Genomic DNA, 26,999 nt, shown 5'->3' with positions numbered 1-26,999 from the left:
GGCCCTGTTGGCGCCCCAGACCCCAGGCGCCGCCGCGTCATGTAGGTGTATTCCGAAATGGTAAAAGCTGGCTGAATCGTTAAACTCGCGCATTTTTGTGCGTCATGGATGCTGGTTTACTCATGAAAGTTGTTGCCCCCAAACGTTTCGCCCTGCTGCTTCCCGGTCTTCTTGGACTGTGCAACGGCGCCCAGGCCGACGAAGCGCCGCTGGTCCTCGACCCCAGCGTGGTCACCGGCTCGCGCAGCGCCAGCCCGTCGTTTGACCTGCCCTATTCAGTGGACAGCATCAGCCGTGAGCAGATCAGCGACGGCCAACTGGGCATCAATGCCTCGGAAGCCCTGTCCCGCGTGCCCGGCCTGGTGGTGCAAAATCGCCAGAACTATGCCCAGGACTTGCAGATTTCTTCCCGCGGCTTCGGTGCCCGCTCAGCGTTTGGCGTACGCGGCATCAAACTGATCGCTGACGGCATCCCCGCCAGCACCCCGGATGGCCAGGGCCAGGCCGCCACGTTCAACCTCGACACCGCCGAGCGCATCGAAGTCCTGCGCGGCCCGGCCGCTACGCTGTACGGCAGCAATGCAGGCGGTGTGATCCAGATGTTTTCCCGCAACGGCGAAGGCCCGCCGCGCATCGGCGCCGAAACGCTGGTGGGCAGTGACGGCCTGAGCAAGAACCACCTGACCGCCGAAGGCGCAGCAGACGGCGCAGGCTTCGTGCTCGATGCTTCGCGCATGGACACCGACGGCTACCGCGATCACAGCAGCGCCCGCCGCGACCAGACCTTCGCCAAGCTGAATTTCGAGCCGGATGAGGACAGCAAACTGGCGCTGATCTACAGCAGCCTCGAGCAGAACGGTACGCAGGATCCGCTGGGGCAGACGTGGGATGCCTACAAGGCTGACCCGCGCTCCGTCAGCAGCGCGGCCGAGCTGTACAACACCCGCAAAAGCATCGACCACCAGCAATTGGGGATGAACTACGAGCGGTACTTTGGCGATGCGACCCTGCAGGTGAATGCCTACACCGGACGCCGAAGCGTGATTCAGTATCTGTCGATCCCCAAAGGCACGCCCGCCAATGAGCGCGGCGGCGGCGTGGTGCAGTTCGACCGCAAGTTTTACGGCGGCTCCGTGCGCTGGATGCAGCCGATCGACAGCGTGCCCGGCGAGTTGATGATCATCACCGGCGTGGATTTCGACCAGAGCGAAGACAGTCGCCACGGCTATCAGAACTACAGCGGCAACACCCTGGGCGTAAAAGGCCAGCTACGCCGGGACGAAATCGATACGGCCCGCAGTCTCGATCCGTACATCCAGGCCAACTGGACCATCGACCGCTGGACCCTGCAAGCCGGGGTGCGCCACAGCACCATGGAACTGGACGTCGATGACCAGTTCCTGAGCAACGGCGACTCCAGCGGCAACAAGACTTACCAGAAGAACACCCCGTCCGTGAGCGTGATGTACGCCTTCACGCCTGAGTTGCACGGTTATGTCAGCGCCGGCAAGGGTTTCGAAACCCCCACCCAGGCGGAACTGGCGTATGCGCCGGGCAATATCGAAGGGTTCAACTTCGGCCTGAAGCCCTCCGAAAGCACTCAATATGAAGTGGGCCTGAAAGCACAGCTGAATGACACACGGGTCAACGCCGCCGTCTTCCAGATCACCACCGAGGATGAGCTGGTGGTGGACCAGTCCATCGGCGGCCGTACCAGCTACCAGAACGCCGGCCGCACCCTGCGCCGGGGCTTCGAGCTGGGCATCGAAAGCCAGCTCAGCGAGCAGTGGAGCACCAACATCGCCTACACCCGCCTGCAAGCCACCTACGACAGCGACTTCGTGGGCGGCGGCAAACCCGTGGACAAAGGCAACTACCTCCCCGGGGTGCCGCAAACCACGCTATTCGCCGAACTGAACTGGAAACCCCGGGACTGGGTCAGCACCGCCCTGGAAGGCATGTACCGCAGCAAGGTCTACGTCGAAGACACCAACCAGCAACACGCAGCGCCGGGCTACAGCGTATTCAACTGGCGCGCGCGCTTTGAGCAGAAGGTGGAACACTGGACGTTTCACCAAACCCTGCGCCTGGATAACCTGCTGGATCGCCAATACGTAGGGTCGGTGATTGTCGGGGACGGCAACGGCCGCTATTACGAAGCGGCGCCGGGCCGCTCGTGGTACGCAGGCGCAGGTGCCGAGTACACCTTTTAGCAACTGACAGCGGACTTGTGATGAGGGAGCTTGCTCCCGTTGGGCCGCGCAGCGGCCCTAAAACCCTAACCCACTTCTTTCGGCAACCGCTGATCAATCACCCGATACAACGCACTGCTCTCAGGCCAGTTGCGCATAAACCGCGCCCGATCCCTGGCATAGGCCGGAGCAAAGCTGCTCAAGGAGCCATGCTGGCACATCGAATCCAGATCGATCAGCGCCCAGCGATCCTCATGCCAGAACAGGTTATGCCCCTTGAAATCCCCATGGCTTATGCGTTCGCGGATCAGCTCTGCGAACAGGTAATCAAGGGCCACCAACTCAGCCTCCGGCGCCTCGCCACGTTCAACGTACGGCGCGAACCGCTCGATGATGTCCGGCCCGGGCAGGTACTCGGTCACCAGGTAAGCCCGGCTGCGCAGCCACAGGAAACGCTTTTCCAGCAACGCCAGCGGCTTGGGCGTGGCAATACCGAGGAACGCCAGGCGATTGCCCTCGCGCCAGGAATGCCAGGCCCGGCTCGGGCGCCAGAAGCGCTTGAGCCAATGGGCAAAACCCTTGATGTTGTAGCGTTTGATCACCAGCGGCCGACCGGCCACCTCGACCTTGGCGACACTGGCCGCACCGCCGGTTTTATACAGGTGGCCCTGGTCAAGCAGCGCATCGGCCTGCTCCAGCACCGGCAGCATCGCCGCCTCTTCCTCGCGCCGAATCGCGCGCAGGGCAAACGGCCCGCGCATCACGCTGAACAGCGTGCACTCACGACCCACTTTGCCCAGGAAGTCCTTCAAGCGCCAGGCACTGACTTTGCGCACCTGCTTCTGCAACGCTTCCAGCGGCAACGCGTGTTCGCCATTGCTGAGCAGGTAATACACCAGCAACTCTTCGGTAAACGGCTCGAGGTTTTTCGGCAATTGCGCGAAAAACACCCCGAGGTTTTCCAGCACCCGGCTGCGGGACAGCGGCTTGCCCGCCTCTTCGGCGCGGATCCCGGCACCGTCGATCAAATACAGTTTTCCACCCTGGCGCAGCAGGTTGTCCAGGTGCAGGTCTTCCTGCCACAGGCCCTTGGCGTGCATTTGTGCTATCGCACCCAACGCCTCGGCCAGCACCGCCTGTTGCTCGTCGGCCAATGGCGGCAAACTTTCAACGGCGTGCCAGGCATCAGCCAGGCTGTCGGCGCCTTCCAGAAACTCAAACAGCAGCCAACCGCCCTCGCCCTCCTGCAGGCCATCGGCCAACAACAGCGGCGTGGTCAGGCCTTGGTCGGCCAGCAGCCGCACACCCTTGAGTTCGCGCTGAAAATGCCGTGCCGCCTTGCTGCCCACCAGCAGCTTGGCCAGCACCGGGCGCCCGCGCCACACGGCTGCGCCGACATAGCGCTGACCCGGCAATACCCGCAGCAGGCTGAGCAGTTGCAACTGACCAGGGCCAGCGGCGTCCGCCAGCTCAATGCTCATGGGCAGACTGGGCGCGCGGCCGGCACTTTTCAGTTCGGACAAACGCATCAGCGGTTCTCCTTGTGACTGCGCCGGGCCGCCAGCCGTTGGTGCCACGTTGCGACCAACGCACTGTCCTCAGGCTGATCCAGATATGCCGCCAATAGCTGGCGAACCTGATCGTCGGACCACTGCGGCGCACGGCGCAACAGTGGCTCCAGGTCCTTGACCCGGTCACGCCAGCCGAACAACAACGGGCGGGTTTTCTCCAGGTCGATCAACTGCGCCGCATAACCGTCGCCGGCGGCCTGCAGGAAAATATGCTTGGGATAAAAACAGCCATGCACCTGGCCCACGCTGTGCAGCCGGCGCGCCAACTGACCGCAGGCCAACAGGATCGCGCGTTGTTGCGCGCCGCTCAATTCAGCCCATTGCTCCAGCAATGAGTCCAGGTCATTCCAGCCATCCAGCGCCCGGGTCAGCAACATCGCCCGATGCTCGCCCGCCACTTTGCGCTCACCGAAAAACGCCGCCTGCAACGCGGGAATACCCAGCTTTTGATAGCGGCTGATATTACGAAACTCACGGGCAAAGCTCGGCTCGCCAAACGGCCGGTGCAAGGTGCGCGTCAAGTAGTTGCTCTGGCGCTTGAGGTAATAACCCTGGCCTTCGAGTTCGAGGCGAAACACGCTGCTCCAACCGCCGCGGCTGGTATTGGGCTCGTCCACGGCATCCAGTTGCTTGGCCCACAGCGCGTCAAAAGTGCCGAGGCCGTTGCGCTCAAGCAATGCTCGGTCTTCGGCCGCCAGGAAATCGCTCATTCTCGCCCCTCGAAAAACTTCACCACGTGGCGAATTCGCTGTTTATCCGACGCACTCAAGTGCTTGCGCTGACGGTACTGCATGTAGAAGCGCAGGCGCTGGGTGGCCGACAAGTGATACTTGGCGACCTTGTCCAGGCAAGCCAGGTCCTTGGTGATGCGGTATTTGAGCCAGAACCCGCGCCAGAAATCGCCGTTGGGGCAATCGATCAAGTACAGGGTTTGCTGGTCGTCGACCAACAGGTTGCGCCACTTCAAATCGTTGTGGGTAAACCGGTTGTCGTGCATGGTCCGCGTGTATTCAGCGAGCTGGCGACTAATGTTATTGACCCACACCGGGTCAGACAGTCGCGGGTCTTTGCGCTCGGCCAATGCCGACAGGTCTTCGGTCTTCGGCAGTTCGCGGGTGATCATCGCGCCACGGTGATAAGCCAGGCCTTTACGCTCCAGGCCCCAGGCAATCACGTCGGCGGTAGGAATGCCCCACTTGGCGAAACGCTTGAGGTTCTGCCATTCGGACTTGACCCGCGGCTTGCCCAGGTAGCGGCGCAAACCCTTGCCCGCGCCGACGTAGCGCTTGACGTAATAGTTGACCCCGCCGCGCTCCACGCGAATCACTTCGGACAACGGATCGCGGGTCAGGCGCTCCCCTTGCAAGGCGAACACCGCCTCCAGGCTACCAAAGTCATCCGCCAGGGCGGCGTAAGCAGGTTCCAGGTTCCAACCCGCCATCAGAGCGCATCCCCGTATCGTTGCTTGCGTGCGTAAAGCTTGGCGGCCATGCGTTCCAGCGCCGCCAGCAGCGCGCTTTGCTCGCCCAGGATCTGGCGCAAAGGCTGCTGGAAGTACGCCTTGAGAAACCGCAATTTGTCGCGCCGGGTCAAACCAATCTCCAGGGCGGAGTAATAAAGCCCCGCCAGGTCCTTGTCACGCCAGCGCCGTGGAATCTTCGAACGCACCTGGGCACGGTGCAGGTCGATCACCGAGAGCTTGATGTTGTGCACGGTAACCGGTTGGTCGGTGTGCAACAGGAAGTGGCACAGGTAGCAATCACGATGGTTCACGCCACCCCGGTGCATCGTGCCCAGGGTGCGTGCAAGCTCAACGGTCAAGGCATGCCGAATCGCCGGCACGGGCGGCTGCTTGACCCAGTCCATGGTCAGGTCTTCAAGGCTGACGATAGGCGCCAGCTCTTCAGTGACGATGAACGAGTGCTGATCGGCCGGGTTGCTGCCCTTTTCACCAAAGGCCACGCCGGTCATGGTGGGCACGCCGAGTTCCTGCAGACGCTGGATCGCGTCCCACTCCTGGCCTGCACCCAAGACGGGCAACTTGGCCGTGATCAGGTTCTTGAGGATTTCACCCCAGCCAATTCCCCGGTGGATTTTCACAAAATAATGGCGGCCGTCCACTTCCGTACGCAGGGTACGGCGCGCGGCCAGCTCACGAAACACCTGGCCGTCCAGCTTCTCGACTTCAGCGAACGCATCGCGTCCGGCCCACAGGGTCTTGAACGGTTCGGCAAGAATCAACTTCATCGGTTTGGCTCCGCCAGAATCAGGTCCGCAGCGTACTGCGGCATGCTATAGAGGTCGGCCGTCTCAGCGAAGGCCAGACCATTGCGGCTCCAGGCCGCGCGCGCTTCTTGGTCGTCGAGCATATCCACCAGGTACTGATTGAGCTGGGCCTGCTCGAACGGCTCGTCCAACACCCGGCCACTTTGGGCCTCGTCGATGTAAAACGCGTAGCCGCACACCTTGCTCACCAGCACCGGAAGGCCGGCGACGACCGCTTCGATCAGCACATTGCCGGCCGCCTCGTTGTAGGCCGGGTGAATCAACAAGTCGGCCCCCAGCAGGAAACGCGGGATATCGCTGCGGCCCTGGAAGAACTGCACCTGATCGCCCAGGCCCAGCGCGGCACTCTGCAACTGGAATACTTTGGGGTCGTCCTGGCCGATTACAAATAGCCGGGTGCGCTTCTTCAAGTTCGATGGCAGTGCGGCAACGGCCTTCAAGCTGCGATCAACGCCCTTGGTCTTGAAGCCCGAGCCGATCTGCACCAGCAGCAAATCATCGTCCGCCAGGCCGAATTCGCGACGAAACTCGGCACGGATCTCGGCAGCGTTGGGCGGCGCGCGGCGGTCGCGGGCAATGCCCGGCGGCAGCAAATGAAAGCGCTCAGGCTCGGTGCCGTAATACCGGGTGAACAACGGCTGCTGTTGCCGGGAGATCGTCAGGATCTTGGTCTTGGTGCCCTTGTCGAACACCGCGCGCTCGTACTCGGCAAAGTGCCGGTAACGACCGAACCAGCGGTACATCGGGTTGCGCAGGTTTTGTGCCTTGTCTTCGAACACACCGTCGGCGGCAAAGTACACATCCAGCCCCGGCATCTTGTTGAAGCCCACCACACGGTCAACCGGGCGCTTGGCCAGGTCGGCCTGGATCCAGGCGTAGAGCTTTTCGTTGCGCCGATGATTGAACAGCGCCTTGACCGGCGCCACCAACACTTCAAAGCCCGGTGGAACATCGCCTTCCCAGATCAGCGTGTAGACGCGAATTTGATGGCCGCGCTGCTGGCACTCCAGGGCGATGCGCATGAAGTCGCGCTGCAGGCCACCAAAGGGGAAATATTTGTAGAGGACAAAAGCCAGTTGCATCAGTGTTCCTCAGCCAATAACAACGTGCTTAATCGCGTTGCGACACGCTCAGGGTTCAGGCGAGTGAAGCACAGTGGCCACTCGCGCTTGATATCAAACCGACGCTGGTCTTCGGCGGTCGGTTGATAGGTGCATTTCTTTTGCAGGCACGGCGCACACGGGAAGTCGCTCGCCAGGTGGATCTGCGCCTTGCCGTAGGCGCCGGTCAGGCCGGGATTGGTCGGACCGAACAGGGAAATCGTCGGCACATCCAGCGCGGCGGCGAGGTGGCCGAGGCCGGTGTCTACCGCGACACACGCCTTGGCACCCGCCAGCACACGGGCAACGCCCGCCAGGTTCAGCTTGGGCAGCACTTCGGCGTTTTTCAGGCCTTTGGCCAACCGTTCGGCACGGGCTTTTTCGACGGCATTGCCCCACGGCAATTTCACGTCCACGCCAAAACGGTCCATGCGCTCGGCCAGGTCGCGCCAGTAGGCTTCCGGCCAGTGCTTGGTGTCCCACGTGGTGCCGTGCAGCAGCAGTACAAACGGTTTTTTCGGCGGCAGGCCCAGCAGTTTTTCGACGCTGAGGCCGTAGTCGCCCAGGCCTTTTGGCAGGTCATAACCGAGGGCCACGGCAAACAGCTGGCGCAATCGCTCCACCGCATGCTGCCCACGGGCCACGGCCAATCGCCGGGAATAGAAATGCGCCGCCAACGGCTCACGCGCCGACTGCTTGTCGAAGCCGGCCACCGGGGCACGCACGTAGCGGGTCAGCCAGGCACTTTTCAGCAAGCCCTGAGCGTCGATCACCAAGTCGTATTTGGTCGACTGCACGCTCTTTTTGAAGCGCCGCCACTCGCCACTCTTGAAGGTCTGCCAGAGGTTCTTGCGCCAGCGGCGGATCGCCACCGGGATCACCTTGTCCACTGCCGGGTGCCAGGTGGGAATCTCGGCAAAGCCTTCTTCCACCACCCAGTCAAACCGGATGCCGGGGATCGCTCGCGCCGCGTCGGTCAACGCCGGCAAGGCATGAATTACGTCGCCCAGGGATGAGGTCTTGATTACCAGAACCCGCAACTTAACGAACCTCGACCACGGAGCCCTGCAACCGCTGCAAGGCGTCGCTGACGGGTTGCGGCAGCAACTGGCGCAGGCAGTTGTAGTGGCCGAAACGGCAGGTGCGGTCGAAACACGGGCTGCAATCCAGGCCCAGGCGCACCACTTCGACCTGGTCGGCCAACGGCGGGGTAAACCCTGGCGACGTCGAGCCGTACACCGCCACCAGCGGGCGATTCAGCGCCGCGGCCACGTGCATCAGGCCGGAGTCGTTGGACACCACCGAGTCAGCGCAGGACAGCAGGTCGATGGCCTCGGCCAGGGACGTGTCGCCACTGAGGTTGACCGCCTCTTCACGCAGGCCCGGGATCAGGCGCTGGCGAATATCCTCGCCCACCGAATGATCGTTTTTCGAGCCAAACAACCAAACTTGCCAGCCCTCGCGAATCTTCATCTCCGCGACTTTGGCGTAATGCTCCGACGGCCAGCGCTTGGACTCGCCAAACTCGGCACCAGGGCACAGCGCCAGCACCGGACGGTCCAGCTCCAGGCCGAACTTGGCCAGGGCGGCGTCGCGGGTAACCGGGTCGATTTGCAGGCTCGGGCGCGGATAAGGCGTCGGCAGTTCGGCACCCGGCGCGTAGGCCAGGGCCATGAAGCGCTCGATCATCAACGGGTAGCGGGCTTTATCGAGCTTGCGCACGTCGTTGAGCAGGCCATAGCGAAACTCGCCACGCCAGCCGGTGCGCTTGGGAATTCCGGCGAAGAACGGCACGAGTGCCGACTTCATCGAGTTGGGCAACAGGATCGCCTGATCGTACTGACCGGCCAGGGACTTGCCGATACGTCGACGGGTCGCCAGTTCCAGCGCGCCGTGGCCGAGCGGGAAGCTCAAGGCCTGACGCACTTCGGGCATGCGCTCAAGAATCGGCCGGCTCCACTCGGGGGCGAGCACGTCGATTTGGCAGTCGGGATGGCGCTGTTTGAGGCACTGGAACAGTGTCTGTGCCATCACCATGTCACCGACCCAACTGGGCCCAACGATCAGAATATTCATGTAGTTTCCACAAACGATACGGGGAGGCTCATGCCTCCCCGCCTTATTTATAGTGTTTCAGCTTAACCCCAGTTCATGCCAGATACGCTGCACCTGGCGCCGTTCGTCAGCGAACTGGTCCCCGGCCACCGTACCGGCCTCGTTCTGCAAGGCCTGGCGGTGTGCGGCGGAACGGTAGGCTTTATACACCTCGCGCAGCAAATGGGCATCGGCGGCGGGCATCAGCCCGACCTGCTCCAGCCCTTCCAGAATGCGGATATTGTCGGTGTAGCGCAGCAACGATGGATGTTGCGCAGACCACGCCAAAGCCGCGTATTGCACCATAAATTCAATATCGACGATACCTCCGGCGTCCTGCTTGAGGTCGAAGGCCACCGTGGGTTCGAAGGCATTCGCCGCCGTTCCCGCCGCCGTGGACTTGGTGCCGAGGTTGTCGCGCATCTTCGCGCGCATCTCGCTGACCTCCTGGCGCAGCTTGTCCAGATCCTGCGCGCGGCCCAACACCTGCGCCCGTACTTGCTCGAAAGCACGGCCGACATCCTGGCTGCCCACCAGCACCCGCGCACGCACCAGCGCCTGGTGTTCCCAGGTCCAGGCTTCGTTTTCCTGATAACGCGCAAACGCGCCCAGGGAACTCACCAGCAACCCGGACGCGCCCGAGGGCCGCAGGCGCATGTCCACTTCATACAGCTGCCCGGAGTTGGTCTGGGTGGTCAGCAGGTGAATGATCCGCTGGCCCAACCGGGTAAAGAACTGCGCGCCGTCGATTGGCTTGACGCCGTCGGTCTCGGCTTGCGGGTCGCCGTCGTGGATGAACACCAGGTCCAAGTCTGAACCATGCCCCAATTCGATGCCGCCGACTTTCCCATAACCGACAATGATGAAGCCGGGATCGCACAAGGTGCCGTCCACACGCTGTGGCGAACCATGGCGGGCAACCGTCTGGCGCCAGGCCAGGGCCAGCACTTGTTCGAGGATGGCTTCGGCGAGCCAGGTCAGGTAGTCGCTGACTTTCATCAGCGGCAGGCTGCCGGCGATTTCCGAGGCGGCCACCCGCAGGCGGTGAGCCAGTTTGAAGTGACGCAGGGCTTCCATCTGTTGCTCAAGGTCATCCTCGGGGATGCGTGTCAGGCGTTCGCGCAACTCCGCCGCCAGTTCTGGCGCCAATGGCGGCTTGAACAGGCGACCTTCGTTGAGCAATTCGTCCAGCAACAGTGGGAAGCGGGTGATCTGCTCGGCAATCCACGGGCTGGCGGCGCACAGGGTCAAAAGGCGGCGCAGGGCGTCGGGGTTTTCCGTCAGCAGTACCAGATACGCGGAACGTCGGGCGACGGCCTCCACCAGCGGCAATACGCGTTCAAGTACCAGGTCCGGGTTGGCGTGCTCGACGGCCTGGGCCAGCAGGCGCGGGATAAACGCATCCAGACGCTCGCGGCCCAGGCGCTGCATGGCGCGCAATTGCGGGCTGCTGCGCAGGCCAGCCAAGGTTTTCAAGGCTTTGGGCGCGTCGGTAAAGCCGCCTTCCTGCAACTGCCGGCAAGCGGCCTCTTCGTCCTGGGACTCTTCCCACAGCGGCAACCACTCACCGCCCACCACCAACTCGCTTTCTTCGCCCTCTTCTTCATCCGGGTCGGCGATCACCTGGCGGAAGTGCCAGTCCACCCGGCCACGCCAGTACATCAGGCGCTCATGGAACGCGGTCCAGTCCGGGAAGCCCATCATGAAGGCAATCCGCGCCTGGTCTTCGGTGCCGTCCGGGAGCATTTGGGTCTGGCGATCGGCAATCGCCTGGATCGCGTGCTCGGTGTAGCGCAGGAATTCGTAGCCATCGCGCAGCTCGGCGATCACCGCCGGCGGCAGGTAGCCCTGGCCCTCCAGCGTGCCCAGCACTTTTAGCAGCGGGCGCTGTTGCAGGCTCAGGTCGCGGCCACCGTGAATCAGCTGGAACGCCTGGGCGATAAATTCGACTTCACGGATGCCGCCCGAGCCCAGCTTGATGTTCTCGGCCATGCCCTTGCGCCGCACTTCCTGCTGGATCAGCTGCTTCATGGTGCGCAGCGCTTCGATGGCGGAGAAATCCAGGTAACGCCGGTAGACAAACGGTCGCAGCATGTCGAGCAATTGCGCGCCGGCCACCTGGTCACCGGCCACCACCCGCGCCTTGATCATCGCGTAGCGTTCCCAGTCGCGACCCTGGTCCTGGTAGTACTGCTCCAGCGCGTTGAAGCTGAGCACCAGCGCCCCGGCTGAACCGTAGGGCCGCAGGCGCATATCGACGCGAAATACAAAACCGTCGACGGTCATCGGGTCCAGGGCCTTGATCAGTTTTTGACCAAGACGGATGAAGAACTCCTGGTTATCCAGCGACCGCTTGACGCCCACGGTGTCGCCGCCTTCGGGGTAGGCGAAGATCAGGTCAATGTCGGACGACAGGTTCAACTCCACGGCGCCGAGCTTGCCCATGCCGAGGATGACCATGTGCTGCGGCTCACCGCTGCGACGGCCGGTGGGCGTGCCGAACAGGACGCAGTGACGCTGGTACAACCACTGGTAAGCCTGGTCGATGCTGGCGTCGGCCATGTCCGACAGGTCACGACAGGTTTGCACCAGGTCGGCCTGTCGGGTCAGGTCGCGCCAGATGATCCGCACTTGCTGGCGGGTGCGCTGACGGCGCAGCACGCGGCCCAGTTCGTCTTCTGTTTCAGCTTGTTGCACCGCAACCGCAATCTGGCCGCACAGCTCGCCGGGGGCAAAGCTGCGGTCCAGTTCGCCCCAGGCCACCAGTTCGAGCAACATCAAAGGGTCACGAACACTCTGTTCAATGACGAAATCACTGGCGGCGCACACACGGGCAAAGTCAGCCCAACGTTGCGGCGTCCACTCAGAAAGGCCATTATCGCCGTCCAATCCGGCCACGGCGTCACGAAATGACTGCTCGGCCCGCTTGGCAAATGGAAGCAGGATGGCCGGCAATTCGGCCTGCACTGGAAGGCTCATGGTCTATCCTTGATCGGCGCGTAAATGGCTTGTTGCTGTGAACGCAAGAACCACGCTCGGTGAAGGACTGTCGAACAAAGGTTATAAATAGCTGAAATTAAATTTATTTTGGCAGGCAACATCAAGATTTCACCTTTTCTTGTTCGCAAATGACCAACAATAACGATTATGCTCGCCAGCTAGACCGAGCAATCCGCTCAGTCTTGTGTAGTTTTACTACTCGTATATACATTCGAAAGGCTGAAATGGCCGACGATTTGTAGTAAAACTACAGGACGCCGAAGCAACCTTCGGCCATCCAAGAATTTATGTCGTCTGCCCACAAGGCCAGTCGCAAACTTCAGGCAACCGATTCTGGTAGCCTTTCCGCCCTGGAGCAAGCCATGCAAGACCTCGATCCCGTCGAAACCCAGGAATGGCTGGACGCCCTGGAATCGGTTCTCGACAAAGAAGGCGAAGACCGTGCTCACTACCTGATGACCCGTATGGGCGAACTCGCGACCCGCAGCGGCTCGCAACTGCCCTACGCCATCACCACGCCATACCGCAACACCATCCCAGTTACCCACGAAGCACGCATGCCTGGCGACCTGTTCATGGAACGCCGCATTCGCTCGCTGGTACGCTGGAACGCCATGGCGATGGTAATGCGCACGAACTTGAAAGATTCTGACCTGGGCGGTCACATCTCCAGCTTCGCTTCCAGCGCAACCCTGTATGACATCGGCTTCAACTACTTCTTCCAGGCCCCGACCGACGAGCACGGCGGCGACCTGATCTACTTCCAGGGCCACACTTCGCCAGGCGTCTACGCCCGCGCGTTCATGGAAGGCCGCATCACCGAAGAACAAATGAACAACTTCCGCCAGGAAGTCGACGGCCAGGGCCTCTCGTCCTATCCGCACCCTTGGCTGATGCCTGATTTCTGGCAGTTCCCGACAGTATCCATGGGCCTTGGCCCGATCCAGGCGATCTACCAGGCACGCTTCATGAAGTACCTGGAAGCCCGCGGCTTCATCCCTGAAGGCAAGCAGAAAGTCTGGTGCTTCCTGGGCGACGGCGAGTGTGACGAGCCGGAATCCCTGGGCGCCATCTCCCTGGCTGGCCGCGAGAAGCTGGACAACCTGATCTTCGTCATCAACTGCAACCTGCAGCGCCTCGACGGCCCGGTTCGCGGCAACGGCAAGATCATCCAGGAACTCGAAGGTGTGTTCCGTGGTGCTCAGTGGAACGTGACCAAAGTCATCTGGGGCCGTTTCTGGGACCCACTGCTGGCCAAAGACGTCGACGGCATCCTGCAACGTCGCATGGACGAAGTCATCGACGGCGAGTACCAGAACTACAAAGCCAAAGACGGCGCGTTCGTACGTGAACACTTCTTCAACACGCCTGAACTCAAGGCAATGGTTGCAGACCTGTCCGACGACGAGATCTGGAAACTCAACCGTGGCGGCCACGACCCGTACAAGGTCTACGCGGCGTACCACGAAGCGGTCAACCACAAAGAACAACCGACCGTCATCCTGGCCAAGACCATCAAGGGTTATGGCACCGGTGCCGGCGAAGCGAAAAACACTGCGCACAACACCAAGAAAGTCGACGTCGACAGCCTGAAGTTGTTCCGCGACCGCTTCGACATCCCGGTCAAGGACGAAGAGCTGGAGAACCTGCCGTTCTTCAAGCCAGAGCCAAACAGCGCCGAAGCCCGCTACCTCAGCGAGCGTCGCACTGCACTGGGCGGTTTCGTGCCGCAGCGCCGCGCCAAGTCTTTCGACATCCCTACACCGCCACTGGATACCCTCAAGGCTATCCTGGACGGCTCGGGCGACCGTGAAATCTCCACCACCATGGCCTTCGTGCGGATCCTCGCGCAGCTGGTCAAGGACAAGGAAATCGGTTCGCGTATCGTGCCGATCATCCCGGACGAAGCCCGTACCTTTGGTATGGAAGGCATGTTCCGTCAGCTGGGCATCTACTCCTCCGTCGGCCAGCTCTACGAGCCAGTCGATAAAGACCAGGTGATGTTCTACAAGGAAGACAAGAAGGGCCAGATCCTCGAAGAAGGTATCAACGAAGCGGGCGCCATGAGCTCCTTCATCGCTGCCGGTACTTCGTACTCCAGCCACAACCAGCCGATGCTGCCGTTCTACATCTTCTACTCGATGTTCGGTTTCCAGCGTATTGGCGACCTGGCTTGGGCAGCAGGCGACAGCCGTACCCGTGGCTTCCTGATCGGCGGTACTGCCGGCCGGACCACGCTGAACGGCGAAGGCCTGCAACACGAAGACGGCCACAGCCACATCCTGGCGGGCACCATCCCGAACTGCCGCACCTTTGATCCAACCTACGGCTATGAGCTGGCGGTGATCATCCAGGACGGCATGAAGAAGATGACCGAAGAGCAGCAGGACGTTTTCTACTACATCACCGTGATGAACGAGTCCTACCAGCAGCCAGCCATGCCGGCCGGTGTCGAGGAAGGCATCATCAAGGGCATGTACCTGCTCGAAGAAGACACCAAGGAAGCCGCTCACCACGTGCAACTGATGGGCTCCGGCACCATCCTGCGCGAAGTGCGTGAAGCTGCGAAGATCCTGCGTGAAGAGTTCAACGTCGGCGCTGACGTATGGAGCGTTACCAGCTTCAACGAACTGCGTCGCGACGGCCTGGCCGTAGAACGCAGCAACCGTCTGCACCCGGGCCAGAAGCCTGCGCGCACCTACGTTGAAGAGTGCCTGGCTGGCCGTAAAGGTCCGGTGATCGCCTCTACCGACTACATGAAACTGTTTGCTGAACAAATTCGTCAGTGGGTACCGTCCAAGGAATTCAAAGTCCTGGGCACCGACGGTTTCGGCCGTAGTGACAGCCGCAAGAAGCTGCGTCACTTCTTCGAAGTCGACCGTCATTTCGTGGTGTTGGCAGCCCTGGAAGCCTTGGCTGACCGTGGTGAAATCGAACCTAAGGTGGTAGCAGACGCTATCGTCAAGTTCGGGATCAACCCGGAAAAACGCAACCCACTGGACTGCTGAGGAGACTTTCTGTGAGCGAACTCATTCGCGTACCTGACATCGGCAGCGGTGAAGGTGAAGTAATTGAACTGTTTGTGAAGGTCGGCGACACCGTCGAAGCCGACCAGAGCATCCTGACCCTGGAATCGGACAAGGCGAGCATGGAAATCCCTGCTCCCAAGGCCGGCGTGGTCAAAAGCCTGAAAGTGAAGCTGGGCGACCGCCTGAAAGAAGGCGACGAACTGCTTGAGCTGGAAATCGAAGGCGCCGCTGATGCGGCCCCTGCGGCGGCCGCTCCTGCTGCTGCCCCGGCAGCCGCCGAGAAGCCTGCCGCTGCTGCCGAGGCCCCAGCGGCCCCGGCTGCTGCACCTGCTCCAGGTGCCGCCGCTACCGTCCAGGACATTCATGTTCCGGACATCGGTTCGTCGGGCAAGGCCAAGATCATCGAGCTGCTGGTTAAAGTCGGCGACACCGTCGAAGCCGACCAGTCGCTGATCACCCTGGAGTCCGACAAGGCCTCGATGGAAATCCCTTCGCCGGCTGCCGGTGTGGTGGAAAGCATTGCCGTGAAGCTGGAAGACGAAGTCGGTACTGGTGACTTCATCCTCAAGCTGAAAGTGGCGGGCGCTGCTGCGCCTGCTGCTGCCGCTCCAGCCGCCGCTGCCCCGGCCGCCAAGGCTGAAGCCGCACCGGCTGCCGCCGCCCCTGCGCCTGCTGCAAAAGCCGAGGCTGCTCCAGCCCCGGCGGCTGCACCTGCGCCAAGCGGTGCCAAGGTTCATGCCGGCCCTGCCGTGCGCCAACTGGCCCGTGAATTCGGCGTCGAGCTGAGCGCGGTCACTGCCAGCGGTCCTCACGGGCGCGTGCTGAAGGAAGACGTGCAGGTTTACGTCAAATCCATGATGCAGAAGGCCAAGGAAGCTCCGGCTGCCGGCGCTGCTACCGGTGGCTCGGGCATTCCGCCGATCCGCACCGTCGACTTCAGCCGCTTCGGCGAAATCGAAGAAGTGCCGATGACCCGCCTGATGCAAATCGGCGCGGCCGGCCTGCACGCCAGCTGGCTGAACATCCCGCACGTGACTCAGTTCGACCAGGCCGACATTACCGACCTGGAAGCTTTCCGCGTTGCGCAGAAAGCCGTCGCCGAGAAGGCTGGCGTGAAACTGACCGTGCTGCCACTGCTGCTCAAGGCTTGCGCGCACCTGCTCAAGGAACTGCCAGACTTCAACAGCTCGCTGGCGCCTAGCGGCAAGGCGATCATTCGCAAGAAGTACGTGCACATCGGCTTTGCCGTCGACACGCCGGATGGCCTGCTGGTACCGGTCATCAAGAACGTCGACCAGAAGAGCCTGTTGCAGCTTGCCGCTGAGGCTGCCGCACTGGCTGCCAAGGCCCGCGACAAGAAGCTCACCCCGGACGACATGCAAGGCGCTTGCTTCACCATCTCCAGCCTCGGGCACATTGGCGGTACTGGCTTCACGCCAATCGTCAACGCGCCGGAAGTGGCGATCCTCGGTGTTTCCAAGGCCACCATCCAGCCTGTATGGGACGGTAAAGCGTTCCAGCCGAAGCTGATGCTGCCACTGTCGCTGTCCTACGATCACCGTGTGATCAACGGCGCCGCTGCTGCACGCTTCACTCAGCGCCTGAGCCAGTTGCTGAACGACATCCGCACCATCCTGCTTTAAGCCTCAACAGGTCTTCTGCCCGCGCAGAAGACCTGGCTTCACCGATTTCCGAGCGCCACGCTCGTACCTCAACCCCGCCAACTGGCGGGGCTTTTTTTGCCTGCTTTTCGCACAAAAGCTGGACACGAAATTTGAGGTTGTACACCGCCCATCACCCCGGTTGCAGAAAACCGCTCGCTGGCCGATAACACACTTATAGCACTTAGCCTTCATCCTCTCTTGTCAGCCCGTGCTGCATGATGCAACCTTGCCGCAGGCAACAGTAAAGAGGGCGTGAGCCCGGCGCGATGCGCATTTTTCCAAGCGAGTTTCCCCATGAAAAGCCAACCCGATGTCGCCCGTACGGCGGCCGAGGTAGTGACGCAATTACCGGTGCCTTCGCGCCTCGGTATGCTGCGTTTCGAGCGGCTTAATGAGGCAAGCTGGGCCCTGCTGTACCTCGACCCCAATTGCGAACGCCAGTTCGGCCTGCCCGCGGTGGAACTGTGCGCCCTGATCGGCTCGCCGTACGCCAGCCTGATGGAGCCCCAGGCACGCTATCAGCTGCATGATGCGATTCAGGAACAGCTGACCGTCAGCCCGCATTACCTGGTGCGCTACACCTTGCACACCAATGACGGCCCCCTGAGCCTGCTGGAACTGGGCGAGGCCTACAAACAACACAACCGCCACCTGCTGCGCGGCTACCTGATGGTGGTCGACGGCCTGTTCAGCGATATCCCGGTGGCCCCGGCGGCAGATCTGGAAAGCCAGAACAGCCGCCTGCAGATCGCCCTGGAGCTCAACCAGCGCGCCCAGCAGGAACAACTGCAACACCTTGAGCGGGTGCGCGCCCAGCAGGAGCTGATCCTGCTGCTGGCCCGCCAGCGCTACAGCACCAACAATTCGCTGCAAGAAGCCGCCGAACTGATTACCCGCAGTGCCTGCGATATCTACCAGATTGACTGCGCCAGCATCTGGAACCTCGAAAACCAGCACCTGGTGCCGATTTCCGCCTACCACCGCGACGATCAGAAACACCACTTACCCGAGACTATCGACGCCAGCGGCTTCCCGGATTACCTGAAGCCCTGCAAACCAGCCGCGCCATCGACGCCACGAACGCGATGCGTGACCCGCGCACCCGGGAGATGGCCGAGAGCCTGCGCCCCCGGGACATCCACGCCATGCTCGATGCGAGCATTCGCGTCGATGGCAACGTGGTCGGCGTGTTGTGCCTGGAGCAAAGCGGCAGCACTCGCGCCTGGCAGTCCGATGAGATCGCGTTTGCCGGCGAGTTGGCCGACCAGTTCGCCCAGGTCATCAACAACCACAACCGCCGCACTGCCACCAGCGCCCTGCACTTGTTCCAGAGGGCCGTGGAGCAAAGCGCCAACGCATTCCTGCTAGTCAATTGCGACGGTGTGGTGGAGTACGTCAACCCCAGCTTTACCGCGATCACCCAGTACAGCACCGAAGAAGTCCACGGCCACCTGCTGTCGGAACTGCCGGCGCTGGAGAACCTGAGTGAGCTGTTGTTCGACGCACCTTCAAGCCTGGCCAAGAGCAACAGCTGGCAAGGTGAATTCAAGAGCCGGCGCAAAAACCTGGAACCCTACTGGGGCCAGCTCTCGATCTCCAAGGTCTATGGCGACAACCGTGAGCTGACGCATTACATCGGCATCTACGAAGACATCACCCAGACCAAGCTGGCCCAGCAACGCATCGAACGTCTGGCCTACACCGACAACCTGACCAACCTGGGCAACCGGCCTGCATTCATCCGCAACCTGGACGAACGTTTTGCCCGGGACAGCGACAGCCCCATCAGCCTGCTGCTGGTAGACATCGACAACTTCAAGCGGATCAACGACAGCCTTGGCCACCAGACCGGTGACAAGCTGCTGATCAGCCTGGCCCGGCGCCTGCGCAACAGCCTGAGCGCCAGCGGCAGCCTGGCGCGGTTTGCCAGTAACGAATTTGCCGTGTTGCTGGACGATACGGACCTTGAGAGTGGCCAGCAGGTCGCCAGCCAGTTGCTGGCCACCCTCGACAAGCCCATGTTCGTCGACAACCAGTTGATCAGCGTCACCGGCTCCGTGGGCCTGGCCTGCGCGCCCCTGCATGGCCGCGACCCGCAAACCCTGATGCGTAACGCAGGCCTGGCGCTGCACAAGGCCAAGGCCAACGGCAAACACCAGGTTCAGGTGTTTACCGAGGCACTGAACGCCGAAGCCAGCTACAAGCTGTTCGTGGAAAACAACCTGCGTCGCGCCCTGACCCAGAACGAGCTGGACGTGTTCTATCAGCCCAAGCTGTGCCTGCGCAGCGGCCGCCTGCTGGGCATGGAAGCGCTGTTGCGCTGGAACCACCCGGAAAAGGGCATGATCCGCCCTGATCAATTCATCAGCGTGGCTGAAGAGACCGGATTGATCATCCCCATCGGCAAATGGATCGCCCGCCAGGCCTGCCGCATGAGCCGGCAACTGACCTCCGCCGGCATGGGCAACTTGCAGGTGGCGATCAACCTGTCGCCCAAGCAGTTTTCCGACCCGGACCTGGTGGCCTCGATTGCCGCGATCCTCAAGGAAGAACAGTTGCCGGCCAACCTGCTGGAGCTGGAGCTGACCGAAGGCCTGTTGCTGGAAGCCACCGAAGACACGCGCCTGCAGCTGGACCAACTGAAGAGCTTTGGCTTGACCCTGGCCATGGATGACTTCGGCACCGGTTACTCGTCGCTGAGCTACCTGAAGAAATTCCCGATCGACATCATCAAGATTGATCGCAGCTTTATCCATGAAATCCCGGACAACCAGGACGACATGGAAATCACCTCGGCGGTGATCGCCATGGCCCACAACCTCAAGCTCAAGGTCGTGGCCGAAGGCATCGAGACCGCCGAACAGCTGGCGTTCCTGCGCCGCCACCGTTGCGACGTCGGCCAGGGCTACCTGTTCGACCGGCCAATCCCGGGGTCCGAGTTGTTGAAGATGCTTAAACGCTATCCTCGCGGGCCAATCGCCTGACAGCGCTGTAACACTCGGGCACACTGGCAGTCTGAATTCTTATCTGTAACTCAATCTGACTGAGAGGACTGATCATGGTCTTGCGCTCGGAAATTCTGGTGAACAAAAACGTGCTCCCCACTCAAGATCAAGCTTTGCCTGGCCGTGAAACCCCAATGTCCCTGCCCGAGACGCACTTCGTCAACGGCAACCCGCTGCTCGGCCCGTTTGTCGACAACGTAGAGTTTGCAATCTTCGGCCTGGGTTGCTTCTGGGGCGCAGAGCGGCGCTTCTGGCAGCGTGACGGCGTGGTCAGCACGGTGGTGGGTTATGCCGGCGGCTACACGCCGAACCCGACGTACGAAGAAGTCTGCTCGGGCCTGACCGGCCACAGCGAAGTGGTGTTGGTGGTGTTTGACCAGGACAAGATCAGCTACGAAGAGCTGCTGAAAATGTTCTGGGAACTGCACAACCCGACCCAGGGCATGCGCCAGGGCAATGACATCGGCAGCCAGTACCGCTCGGTGATCTATGCGGTCAAGCCGGAGCACCTGGAGGCAGCGAAGGCCAGTGCACAGGCGTATCAGAATGAACTGACCAAGGCGGGCCTGGGCACCATCACCACGGAAATCGAAGAAGCGCCGACCGTGTACTTCGCCGAGGCGTACCACCAGCAGTACCTGGCGAAAAATCCCCAGGGCTACTGCGGGATTGGCGGCACAGGCGTGACCTGCCCGATCTAAGAGCGACACCAATAAAAATGTGGGAGCGGGCTTGCTCGCGAATGCGGAGTGTCAGTCACTGAATGTGCTTCTGATACACCGCATTCGCGAGCAAGCCCGCTCCCACATTGGGTCATCACTGACCTTGAGAGTGGGTTACTCAGCTATGAGCCAATCCATCTGCCACCCACCCTGGGTTTGCCCAAGCTGCTTGGACAACCATGGCAGCAGCTCACGCAATTCTTCCTCCAGCCCCCACGGCGGATTGGCAATCGCCAAACCCGAGCCCGTCAGGGTGTTCGGCGTGTCCAGCGGATGCACCAGCAATTCCACTCGCAGCAACTTCGGCGCACCGGTGCCGGCCAGGTCCTGGTAGAAGCGACGCAGCATGCGCTGGTCTTTCACCGGGTACCAGATCGCGGCCACTGTCTGGCGCATCCGGCTCACGGCTTCTTTGAGGGACGCGGCGCAGCGCTGCATCTCGTCAAGCTTTTCGAACGGCGGGTCAATCAGCATCAGCGCGCGTTTTTCCGGCACCGGCAGCAGCGCCCGTGGCACGTGCCAGCCTTCGCCAAGGTGGACTTTCACCCGACGGTCGCCCTTCATGTTGTCCTTGAGCAGCAGGCCGTCTTCCGGGTGCTTCTCGTTGAGCAACACACGGTCCTGAGGCCGGGTCAGGCGCCGTGCCAGCTCCGGCGAGCCCGGGTAGTAGCGCAACTCGCCATCCGGGTTCATCTCGTGCAGCACACGCATGTAATCGGCGGTCAGCGGCGGCAGGTCGGCCTGGCCCCACAGGCGCGCGATGCCTTCCAGGTACTCACCGGTGCGGTTTGCCTGGTCACCCTGCAGGTCGTACAGACCAATGCCGGCGTGGGTGTCGAGATAGGCAAACGGCTGCTCCTTGCGCGACATCAGGGCGATGAGGCGGGTCAAGGTCAGGTGTTTGAAGACATCGGCGTGGTTGCCGGCGTGAAAGGCGTGACGATAATTCATGGTTGCTCCTGCGCAGGGGGCGAAGTTTACCTTTTACACGGGCAAAGGTGCAGGGCTGTGGTGAGCGGGCTTGCCCCGCGCTGGGCTGCGAAGCAGCCCCAATAATGGCAAACGGCGTTATTTCAGACAGAATGCAGTGGGCGACTTGGGGCCGCTACGCAGCCCAGCGCGGGGCAAGCCCGCTCACCACAGGGCCATGGCAACTCGCTGAGTGGCGTGATCGTCGACAGTGGCACCCTCCCCTGGACGCAATACCCGGAGAAATTCCACGGCCTCAACCAGCCCGAGCCGGCCTATCACGGCGTGGTCTACATCGAGAAATTCGGCCCTGTAGAGGCCATTGAAGACCTGATCGAGGACTTGCAGCAGTCCCTGGCTTCAACCCAACTCCGAGACCAGCCACGCGGCCAGCGCCTGATGGCTGACATCCGGCCGGCGTACAAAGCGAGCGACCTTGTGTTTCAAGGTCGCCAGCGCAAAAGCGCTGTGCAGGTCCGGGCGCTGCTCTTCCAGCCATTGCAGCAGGTTGCCCACCCGCGTGACGCTCGATTGCTCACTCAGGTACTGGAGAACCTGCGGCGGTACTTGCCACCACGGGCTGGGCTTTGCCGCTCCGGGCGTCGTGACCGCAACCTCATGCTGGCAACCATTGATCCAGTAGCGGCTGAATACAGGGAGCAACTCCCGCGCCCCAGGCCCGAGCGCCTGCAAAACACGCAGCGTGTAGGCACCATCCCAAAAGCGAAAAAACACCGCCTGCCCATCCGGCAACAGCACCTTGGTCAGGCTGCGCAAATGCTCGGCAACGGTTTGCAGAGAACAGGACGACACCGCCAGCCAACCCCAATCGGTACCTTCACATTCGGTAGCCCACTCCAGAAAAGCACTGTCAGCGGCAACCACCGCAACGTAGGGCATGACCTCTTCCCACGCCGCATACTCGCTACCCGCCCAGATCGGACTGAGCGCGCGCCCATCGGAACGACGCCACGCTTCAAGCGGCTTGCAGTCACTGGCATTGCCCAATACCGCAAACATCTGCTCACCCGCCTGCAACGGCGCAGACTCAAGCCACTGCCCAGGAGAAATCATGGTGCACCTCCAGCCAACGATGCACTGCGATGCAGAGGCGTATTGCACACGCCATTCCGGCAACGCTCGCACTCCTCACAAAAGGGCGCACCGCGTTTCAAGCTGAGCACTTGCACGGCACTCAGGGGTGCCGGAATTACCGCCAGCAGTTTTTCCTGTAGCCCTGGCATCAGCGGCGACCCCGCCGGTGCTGGCGCCCCGCCCAGTTGGATCGGAACGCTGCTGAAAATCCCGCCCGCCGACACGTTGATCCACTGCCCTCCGGCCTGCAGCGTCACGCTGGCGCCCGCGTCGATAACGACGCTTTGTCCCGCGCCAATGTTAATCGTCAGACCGGCACGCAGCTGCTGCGAGCCGGCGATCATCAGGTGATCGTCCTGCTTGAGTTCGGTCAGGCGGTTGCCGTGGGTCGTGCGCTGTTCTTCACCCTGAAGCTCGTGACGATCGAGGCCTTTGACGATCACGTTGCGCTGGTTATCGACCTGCACGTGCTGGTCGTGGAGTACGTGCTGGGTCCAGTTGCGTTGGGCGCGCAGGTAGATTTCCTCGGCGCCCTTGCGATCCTCGATGCGCAGCTCGTTGTAGCCACCGCCGCCGGGGCTGGTCTGGCTACGGAAGATGCTGCGGGTCTTGTCGGCCGGCAGGTCCAGCGGCACCGGCGTCGCCGCATTGGCCAGGCAGCCGACCACCAACGGCGTATCGGCGTCACCGTCAACGAAACCCACCAGCACTTCCATGCCCACTCGCGGGATCAACACCGCACCGTAATGCTCGTGGGCCCAGCCGCTGGCTACCCGCAACCAGCAACTGGAATGTTCGTTGTGCTCCCCGGCGCGATCCCAGGCCAGTTGCACCTTGACCCGGCCGTATTCGTCGCAATGGATTTCACTGCCTTCCGGCCCGGTGACCACAGCGTTCTGGTAGCCGGATATCGGTGTACGTGGCGGCGGTAGCGTGGGTCGAAACACAGTGTCCCAAGGTGTGGCGACGAAGGTGTTGCCATAGCCCTGGAGCCCCCCATCGCCCACAGACTCTTCGAGCACTTGCGGCTGCTTGCCGGTATGGGTGACATGCGTCACCAGCCACAGGTCATTCCATTCATCACGCGGATGCGCTGCCAGCTTGAAAAACTGACCACTGACCAACGCCGGTTGATCGCCACTGCCATGGGCCTGGCGATAATCGCGGCGGTGCCGCTCAAGGGTCCGTTGGGCCAAGTGTTTGCCATGGGGGCGGTCAGTAAAATGTCCGGGATAATCGTGATCTTCCAGGGAAGGAAGCTGCTCACCCAGCACTTCGCTTTCCAGCTGCAGACGCGGTTTGCGAAAGTCGTAATCGCGCAGGTTTACGCCTGTCGTACGTGTCTCCAGGCGCACCGAAAAACGCTTGATCACCGGCGTGTCGGCGACCATTCCGGAGCCCGGTGCATAGTCGGTTGGCTGCTCGCCCTGGGCGAACACCGCCTGGTCATCACCAAACACCAACAGGTGACCGTCGGGACTGTGCTGAAAATGGTAGTGAATCCCCTGCTCGGCACACAGCCGCTGGATAAACCCCAAATCGCTTTCACCGAACTGCACGCAGTACTCGCGCACGGGATACACACCGCCCAACCGGAACTCGAAAGCATCCCCGTGGATGCCCTGCCCCTCCAACACCTGCTTGATGATCTGCGGCACGCTCAGGTGCTGGAACATTCGCTGGTGACTGCTGTGTTGCAGGTATGCCAAGCGGGGCACCAGGCTGATCTGGTAACGCGTTAGCCGCCTGCCGGAATCACCTTGGGCAACGCGGTAGATTTGGCCGTGAACGCCATGCCCCTGGGCATCAAAGCCCAGGAAAGCCTGACGGTGCAGCAGGCTCTCAAGGTCAAGGTCCGGCTGCTCGCTGACCAGTTCAAGGTCAAAGCAATAAGGCTCGCTGATGGCTTCGCTGCCCGTGAACTCAAAAACCTTGAGATCACTGGGCATACCGTCGAGGGTCAGGGTAAAGGCACTTTGATTGGCAGGAGCGAACATCCGGTGTTTCTCTGCAAGTAGTGGGCGACCGATTCTGCACCAGCTTTTTGCCGAGCTGAGTGCGCTGCAGGCAAATCAGTAAATCCCTACATCGCAAGCGCTTTAATCTTCATGTATCCGGCGTCGAAGCCCTACCACCAGCGTGCTAGCGTATTCATCCCCCATCGCCCCATGACAATGGAAAAAACATGGCCACCCGTTACGCAAAAATCGTCCTGACCCTTGCCCTGGCAGCCTTCGCCACACTCGTCGCCTTCAGCAACATCACCGACTACGGCTCCAACTTTGCCTTCGTCAAACATGTGCTGAGCATGGACACCACCTTCCCCGGCAACGCCGCAATGTATCGCGCCATCACCACCCCATGGCTATGGCACGGTGCGTATTGGCTGATCATTGCGGGTGAAGCACTGACGGCCGTGTTGCTGGCACGAGGCGCGCTGGCGTTGTGGCGAGTTCGTCGTGCCACCGGCACCGAATTCAACCGCGCAAAGAAATGCGCAGTCGCGGGCCTGAGCCTCGGTTTTGTCGTGTGGTTTTTCGGCTTTATGGTGATCGGCGGCGAGTGGTTCCTGATGTGGCAATCCCATCAGTGGAACGGCCAGGAAGCGGCATTCAAGTTTTACATGGCGATCCTGGGCGTGTTGATTTTCCTGAATCAGCCGGACGCAGACCGCGACTGAATCACGCCCATAAAAAAACGGCCCGCAGGCGGGCCGTTTTCAGTTCAGCGGGCCTTCAGGCCCCCGCCGATTACTTGTTGAGGTTGTAATCCGCCTCGGCTGCATCAAAACGCTGAACCATGCCGGCAGTCGGCGCGCCCAGCTTGCTCACGAAGTAGATCGCCAGGCTCGCGAAGATGAAGCCCGGGATGATTTCGTACAGGCCCAGCAGGCTGAAGTGCTTCCACACGATCACGGTGATCGCACCTACCAGGATGCCGGCCAGCGCGCCATTGCGCGTCATGCCTTTCCACAGTACGGAGATCAGCACCACCGGACCGAACGCAGCGCCAAAGCCCGCCCAGGCGTAGCTCACCAGGCCCAGTACGCGGTTTTCCGGGTTGGCGGCCATGGCGATGGCGATCAGCGCCACCAGCAGCACCATGGCACGACCGACCCACACCAGTTCAACCTGGGAGGCGTTCTTACGCAGGAAGGTTTTGTAGAAGTCTTCGGTCAGGGCGCTCGAGCACACCAGCAACTGGCAGCTCAAAGTACTCATTACCGCGGCCAGAATGGCCGACAGCAACACACCGGCAATCCACGGATTGAACAGCAGCTTGGCCAGCTCGATGAACACACGCTCGTGGTTCTCGGTCACGGGACCGGCGACTTCCGGGTGCGCCGAGAAGTAGGCGATACCGAAGAAGCCCACGGCCACGGTGCCGCCCAGGCACAGGATCATCCAGGTCATGGAGATGCGGCGCGCATTGGCAATCGACTTCACCGAATCCGCCGCCATGAAGCGCGCAAGGATGTGCGGCTGGCCGAAGTAGCCCAGGCCCCAGCCCATCAGCGAAATGATGCCGATGAAGGTGGTGTTTTTCAGCATGTTGAAGTTGTCAGGGTTCTGCGCTTCGATCGCCAGGAATGTGGTGTCGACGCCGCCGGTGGCCAGCAGCACGATGATCGGCGTGAGCAGCAGGGCGAAGATCATCAGCGTGGCTTGCACGGTGTCGGTCCAGCTCACCGCCAGGAAACCACCGACGAAGGTGTAGGCAATAGTCGCGGCAGCACCGGCCCACAGCGCGGTCTCGTAGGACATGCCGAAGGTGCTTTCAAACAGGCGGGCACCGGCCACGATGCCGGAAGCGCAGTAAATGGTGAAGAACACCAGGATCACCACCGCAGAGATGATCCGCAGCAGGCCGCTTTTATCTTCGAAGCGGCTGGAGAAGTAATCCGGCAGGGTCAGGGCGTCGCCGTTGTGCTCGGTCTGCACCCGCAGGCGGCCGGCTACAAACAGCCAGTTCAGGTAGGCACCGACGATCAGGCCGATAGCGATCCAGCTTTCCGACAGGCCAGACATGTAGATCGCGCCGGGCAAGCCCATCAGCAACCAGCCGCTCATGTCCGAGGCGCCGGCCGAGAGCGCGGTGACCACGCTGCCGAGGCTGCGACCGCCCAGAATGTAGTCGGAAAGGTTGTTGGTGGAGCGATAGGCCATAAAGCCGATCAGCACCATGGCAGCGATATAGATCACAAATGTGATCAGGGTAGGATTACTTACGCTCATTGAGTTACGCCCTGGCATTGTTTTTATGTAGCGGCGG

At 61.6% G+C, this 26,999-nt stretch carries 17 protein-coding genes and 2 pseudogenes; 7 read left to right on the top strand and 12 right to left on the bottom strand.

What is annotated here, in order from left to right; translation table 11 throughout:
• Nucleotides 1-122: 122 nt before the first annotated feature.
• Nucleotides 123-2,213, top strand: a complete 2,091-nt coding sequence (locus JFV30_RS31395) for a TonB-dependent receptor family protein (RefSeq protein WP_201125994.1) — start codon at nucleotides 123-125, stop codon at nucleotides 2,211-2,213.
• A 65-nt stretch (nucleotides 2,214-2,278) separates the two neighbouring features.
• Here JFV30_RS31395 and JFV30_RS31390 read toward each other — a convergent pair whose 3' ends face one another.
• From JFV30_RS31390 to glnE, 8 genes are read right to left on the bottom strand one after another with little or no spacing between them, the layout of a single operon-like run.
• A complete protein-coding gene (locus tag JFV30_RS31390) occupies nucleotides 2,279-3,721 on the bottom strand; it encodes a lipopolysaccharide kinase InaA family protein (protein WP_201125993.1) in 1,443 nt (480 codons plus the stop codon).
• Nucleotides 3,721-4,473 carry a lipopolysaccharide kinase InaA family protein gene (locus JFV30_RS31385; RefSeq protein WP_010169287.1) on the bottom strand — a complete coding sequence of 251 codons (753 nt, stop codon included), beginning with the start codon at nucleotides 4,471-4,473 and terminating at the stop codon, nucleotides 3,721-3,723. The genes JFV30_RS31390 and JFV30_RS31385 overlap by 1 nt, the downstream gene beginning before the upstream one ends.
• Nucleotides 4,470-5,204: a lipopolysaccharide kinase InaA family protein gene (locus JFV30_RS31380; protein WP_010169285.1), complete on the bottom strand. Its 735-nt coding sequence runs from the start codon at nucleotides 5,202-5,204 to the stop codon at nucleotides 4,470-4,472. Before JFV30_RS31380 ends, JFV30_RS31385 begins: the two co-directional genes overlap by 4 nt.
• On the bottom strand, nucleotides 5,204-6,010 hold the full coding sequence (gene rfaP, locus JFV30_RS31375) for a lipopolysaccharide core heptose(I) kinase RfaP (protein ID WP_177129847.1): 807 nt from the start codon (nucleotides 6,008-6,010) through the stop codon (nucleotides 5,204-5,206). The genes JFV30_RS31380 and rfaP overlap by 1 nt, the downstream gene beginning before the upstream one ends.
• Nucleotides 6,007-7,131: a glycosyltransferase family 4 protein gene (locus JFV30_RS31370; RefSeq protein ID WP_010169281.1), complete on the bottom strand. Its 1,125-nt coding sequence runs from the start codon at nucleotides 7,129-7,131 to the stop codon at nucleotides 6,007-6,009. Before JFV30_RS31370 ends, rfaP begins: the two co-directional genes overlap by 4 nt.
• The gene (gene waaC, locus JFV30_RS31365) at nucleotides 7,131-8,189 is read right to left on the bottom strand and encodes a lipopolysaccharide heptosyltransferase I (RefSeq protein ID WP_169386533.1); all 1,059 of its coding nucleotides are present in this window, start codon (nucleotides 8,187-8,189) and stop codon (nucleotides 7,131-7,133) included. Before waaC ends, JFV30_RS31370 begins: the two co-directional genes overlap by 1 nt.
• A 1-nt stretch (nucleotide 8,190) precedes the next feature.
• Complete coding sequence (gene waaF / locus JFV30_RS31360; protein WP_010169279.1) at nucleotides 8,191-9,225, bottom strand: lipopolysaccharide heptosyltransferase II; 1,035 nt, start codon at nucleotides 9,223-9,225, stop codon at nucleotides 8,191-8,193.
• A gap of 57 nt (nucleotides 9,226-9,282) precedes the next feature.
• Complete coding sequence (glnE, locus tag JFV30_RS31355; RefSeq protein ID WP_201125992.1) at nucleotides 9,283-12,222, bottom strand: bifunctional [glutamate--ammonia ligase]-adenylyl-L-tyrosine phosphorylase/[glutamate--ammonia-ligase] adenylyltransferase; 2,940 nt, start codon at nucleotides 12,220-12,222, stop codon at nucleotides 9,283-9,285.
• A 383-nt stretch (nucleotides 12,223-12,605) separates the two neighbouring features.
• Between glnE and aceE the strand changes: the two genes are divergently transcribed.
• The 4 genes and pseudogenes from aceE (at nucleotide 12,606) to msrA (ending at nucleotide 20,642) form a co-directional block, all read left to right on the top strand.
• Complete coding sequence (gene aceE, locus JFV30_RS31350; protein WP_010169277.1) at nucleotides 12,606-15,251, top strand: pyruvate dehydrogenase (acetyl-transferring), homodimeric type; 2,646 nt, start codon at nucleotides 12,606-12,608, stop codon at nucleotides 15,249-15,251.
• A gap of 11 nt (nucleotides 15,252-15,262) precedes the next feature.
• Nucleotides 15,263-16,915, top strand: a complete 1,653-nt coding sequence (gene aceF, locus JFV30_RS31345; RefSeq protein WP_201125991.1) for a dihydrolipoyllysine-residue acetyltransferase — start codon at nucleotides 15,263-15,265, stop codon at nucleotides 16,913-16,915.
• A 315-nt stretch (nucleotides 16,916-17,230) separates the two neighbouring features.
• A pseudogene (locus JFV30_RS31340) lies at nucleotides 17,231-19,920 on the top strand (putative bifunctional diguanylate cyclase/phosphodiesterase).
• A 74-nt stretch (nucleotides 19,921-19,994) separates the two neighbouring features.
• Nucleotides 19,995-20,642, top strand: a complete 648-nt coding sequence (gene msrA / locus JFV30_RS31335) for a peptide-methionine (S)-S-oxide reductase MsrA (RefSeq protein ID WP_010169273.1) — start codon at nucleotides 19,995-19,997, stop codon at nucleotides 20,640-20,642.
• A gap of 135 nt (nucleotides 20,643-20,777) precedes the next feature.
• Here msrA and JFV30_RS31330 read toward each other — a convergent pair whose 3' ends face one another.
• Nucleotides 20,778-21,614: a 23S rRNA (adenine(2030)-N(6))-methyltransferase RlmJ gene (locus JFV30_RS31330; protein ID WP_076015494.1), complete on the bottom strand. Its 837-nt coding sequence runs from the start codon at nucleotides 21,612-21,614 to the stop codon at nucleotides 20,778-20,780.
• A 192-nt stretch (nucleotides 21,615-21,806) separates the two neighbouring features.
• On the opposite strand from JFV30_RS31330, the pseudogene JFV30_RS33345 reads away from it, so the two are divergent.
• Nucleotides 21,807-21,956: pseudogene (locus tag JFV30_RS33345) on the top strand (bifunctional O-acetylhomoserine aminocarboxypropyltransferase/cysteine synthase); the annotation flags it as partial.
• Between the two features lie 36 nt (nucleotides 21,957-21,992).
• On the opposite strand, the gene JFV30_RS31325 reads toward JFV30_RS33345, so the two are convergent.
• Both JFV30_RS31325 and JFV30_RS31320 read right to left on the bottom strand, forming a co-directional pair.
• Nucleotides 21,993-22,706 (bottom strand): DUF4123 domain-containing protein, encoded by a 714-nt coding sequence (locus tag JFV30_RS31325; RefSeq protein ID WP_201125990.1) that lies wholly within the window; start codon nucleotides 22,704-22,706, stop codon nucleotides 21,993-21,995.
• Entirely contained in the window at nucleotides 22,703-24,724 is a 2,022-nt protein-coding gene (locus tag JFV30_RS31320) for a type VI secretion system Vgr family protein (protein WP_201125989.1), read from the bottom strand. Before JFV30_RS31320 ends, JFV30_RS31325 begins: the two co-directional genes overlap by 4 nt.
• Nucleotides 24,725-24,912: 188 nt before the next feature.
• On the opposite strand from JFV30_RS31320, the gene JFV30_RS31315 reads away from it, so the two are divergent.
• Complete coding sequence (locus JFV30_RS31315) at nucleotides 24,913-25,407, top strand: DUF2165 family protein (RefSeq protein WP_201125988.1); 495 nt, start codon at nucleotides 24,913-24,915, stop codon at nucleotides 25,405-25,407.
• Between the two features lie 70 nt (nucleotides 25,408-25,477).
• On the opposite strand, the gene putP is transcribed toward JFV30_RS31315, so the two are convergent.
• Nucleotides 25,478-26,962 (bottom strand): sodium/proline symporter PutP, encoded by a 1,485-nt coding sequence (gene putP / locus JFV30_RS31310; protein WP_010169263.1) that lies wholly within the window; start codon nucleotides 26,960-26,962, stop codon nucleotides 25,478-25,480.
• Nucleotides 26,963-26,999: the final 37 nt, after the last annotated feature.

This window comes from Pseudomonas sp. TH32 (genome assembly GCF_016650855.1).
Lineage (GTDB): Bacteria > Pseudomonadota > Gammaproteobacteria > Pseudomonadales > Pseudomonadaceae > Aquipseudomonas.
This window is presented reverse-complemented; position numbering and strand designations above follow the sequence as displayed.

What these genes read in the sequence shown, in the direction of transcription:
- JFV30_RS31395 (WP_201125994.1), top strand. Translation starts at nt 123, where the DNA reads ATGAAAGTTGTTGCCCCCAAACGTTTCGCCCTGCTGCTTCCCGGTCTT.
- JFV30_RS31390 (WP_201125993.1), bottom strand. Translation starts at nt 3,721, where the DNA reads ATGCGTTTGTCCGAACTGAAAAGTGCCGGCCGCGCGCCCAGTCTGCCC.
- JFV30_RS31385 (WP_010169287.1), bottom strand. Translation starts at nt 4,473, where the DNA reads ATGAGCGATTTCCTGGCGGCCGAAGACCGAGCATTGCTTGAGCGCAAC.
- JFV30_RS31380 (WP_010169285.1), bottom strand. Translation starts at nt 5,204, where the DNA reads ATGGCGGGTTGGAACCTGGAACCTGCTTACGCCGCCCTGGCGGATGAC.
- rfaP (WP_177129847.1), bottom strand. Translation starts at nt 6,010, where the DNA reads ATGAAGTTGATTCTTGCCGAACCGTTCAAGACCCTGTGGGCCGGACGC.
- JFV30_RS31370 (WP_010169281.1), bottom strand. Translation starts at nt 7,131, where the DNA reads ATGCAACTGGCTTTTGTCCTCTACAAATATTTCCCCTTTGGTGGCCTG.
- waaF (WP_010169279.1), bottom strand. Translation starts at nt 9,225, where the DNA reads ATGAATATTCTGATCGTTGGGCCCAGTTGGGTCGGTGACATGGTGATG.
- glnE (WP_201125992.1), bottom strand. Translation starts at nt 12,222, where the DNA reads ATGAGCCTTCCAGTGCAGGCCGAATTGCCGGCCATCCTGCTTCCATTT.
- aceE (WP_010169277.1), top strand. Translation starts at nt 12,606, where the DNA reads ATGCAAGACCTCGATCCCGTCGAAACCCAGGAATGGCTGGACGCCCTG.
- msrA (WP_010169273.1), top strand. Translation starts at nt 19,995, where the DNA reads ATGGTCTTGCGCTCGGAAATTCTGGTGAACAAAAACGTGCTCCCCACT.
- JFV30_RS31330 (WP_076015494.1), bottom strand. Translation starts at nt 21,614, where the DNA reads ATGAATTATCGTCACGCCTTTCACGCCGGCAACCACGCCGATGTCTTC.
- JFV30_RS31325 (WP_201125990.1), bottom strand. Translation starts at nt 22,706, where the DNA reads ATGATTTCTCCTGGGCAGTGGCTTGAGTCTGCGCCGTTGCAGGCGGGT.
- JFV30_RS31320 (WP_201125989.1), bottom strand. Translation starts at nt 24,724, where the DNA reads ATGTTCGCTCCTGCCAATCAAAGTGCCTTTACCCTGACCCTCGACGGT.
- JFV30_RS31315 (WP_201125988.1), top strand. Translation starts at nt 24,913, where the DNA reads ATGGCCACCCGTTACGCAAAAATCGTCCTGACCCTTGCCCTGGCAGCC.
- putP (WP_010169263.1), bottom strand. Translation starts at nt 26,962, where the DNA reads ATGAGCGTAAGTAATCCTACCCTGATCACATTTGTGATCTATATCGCT.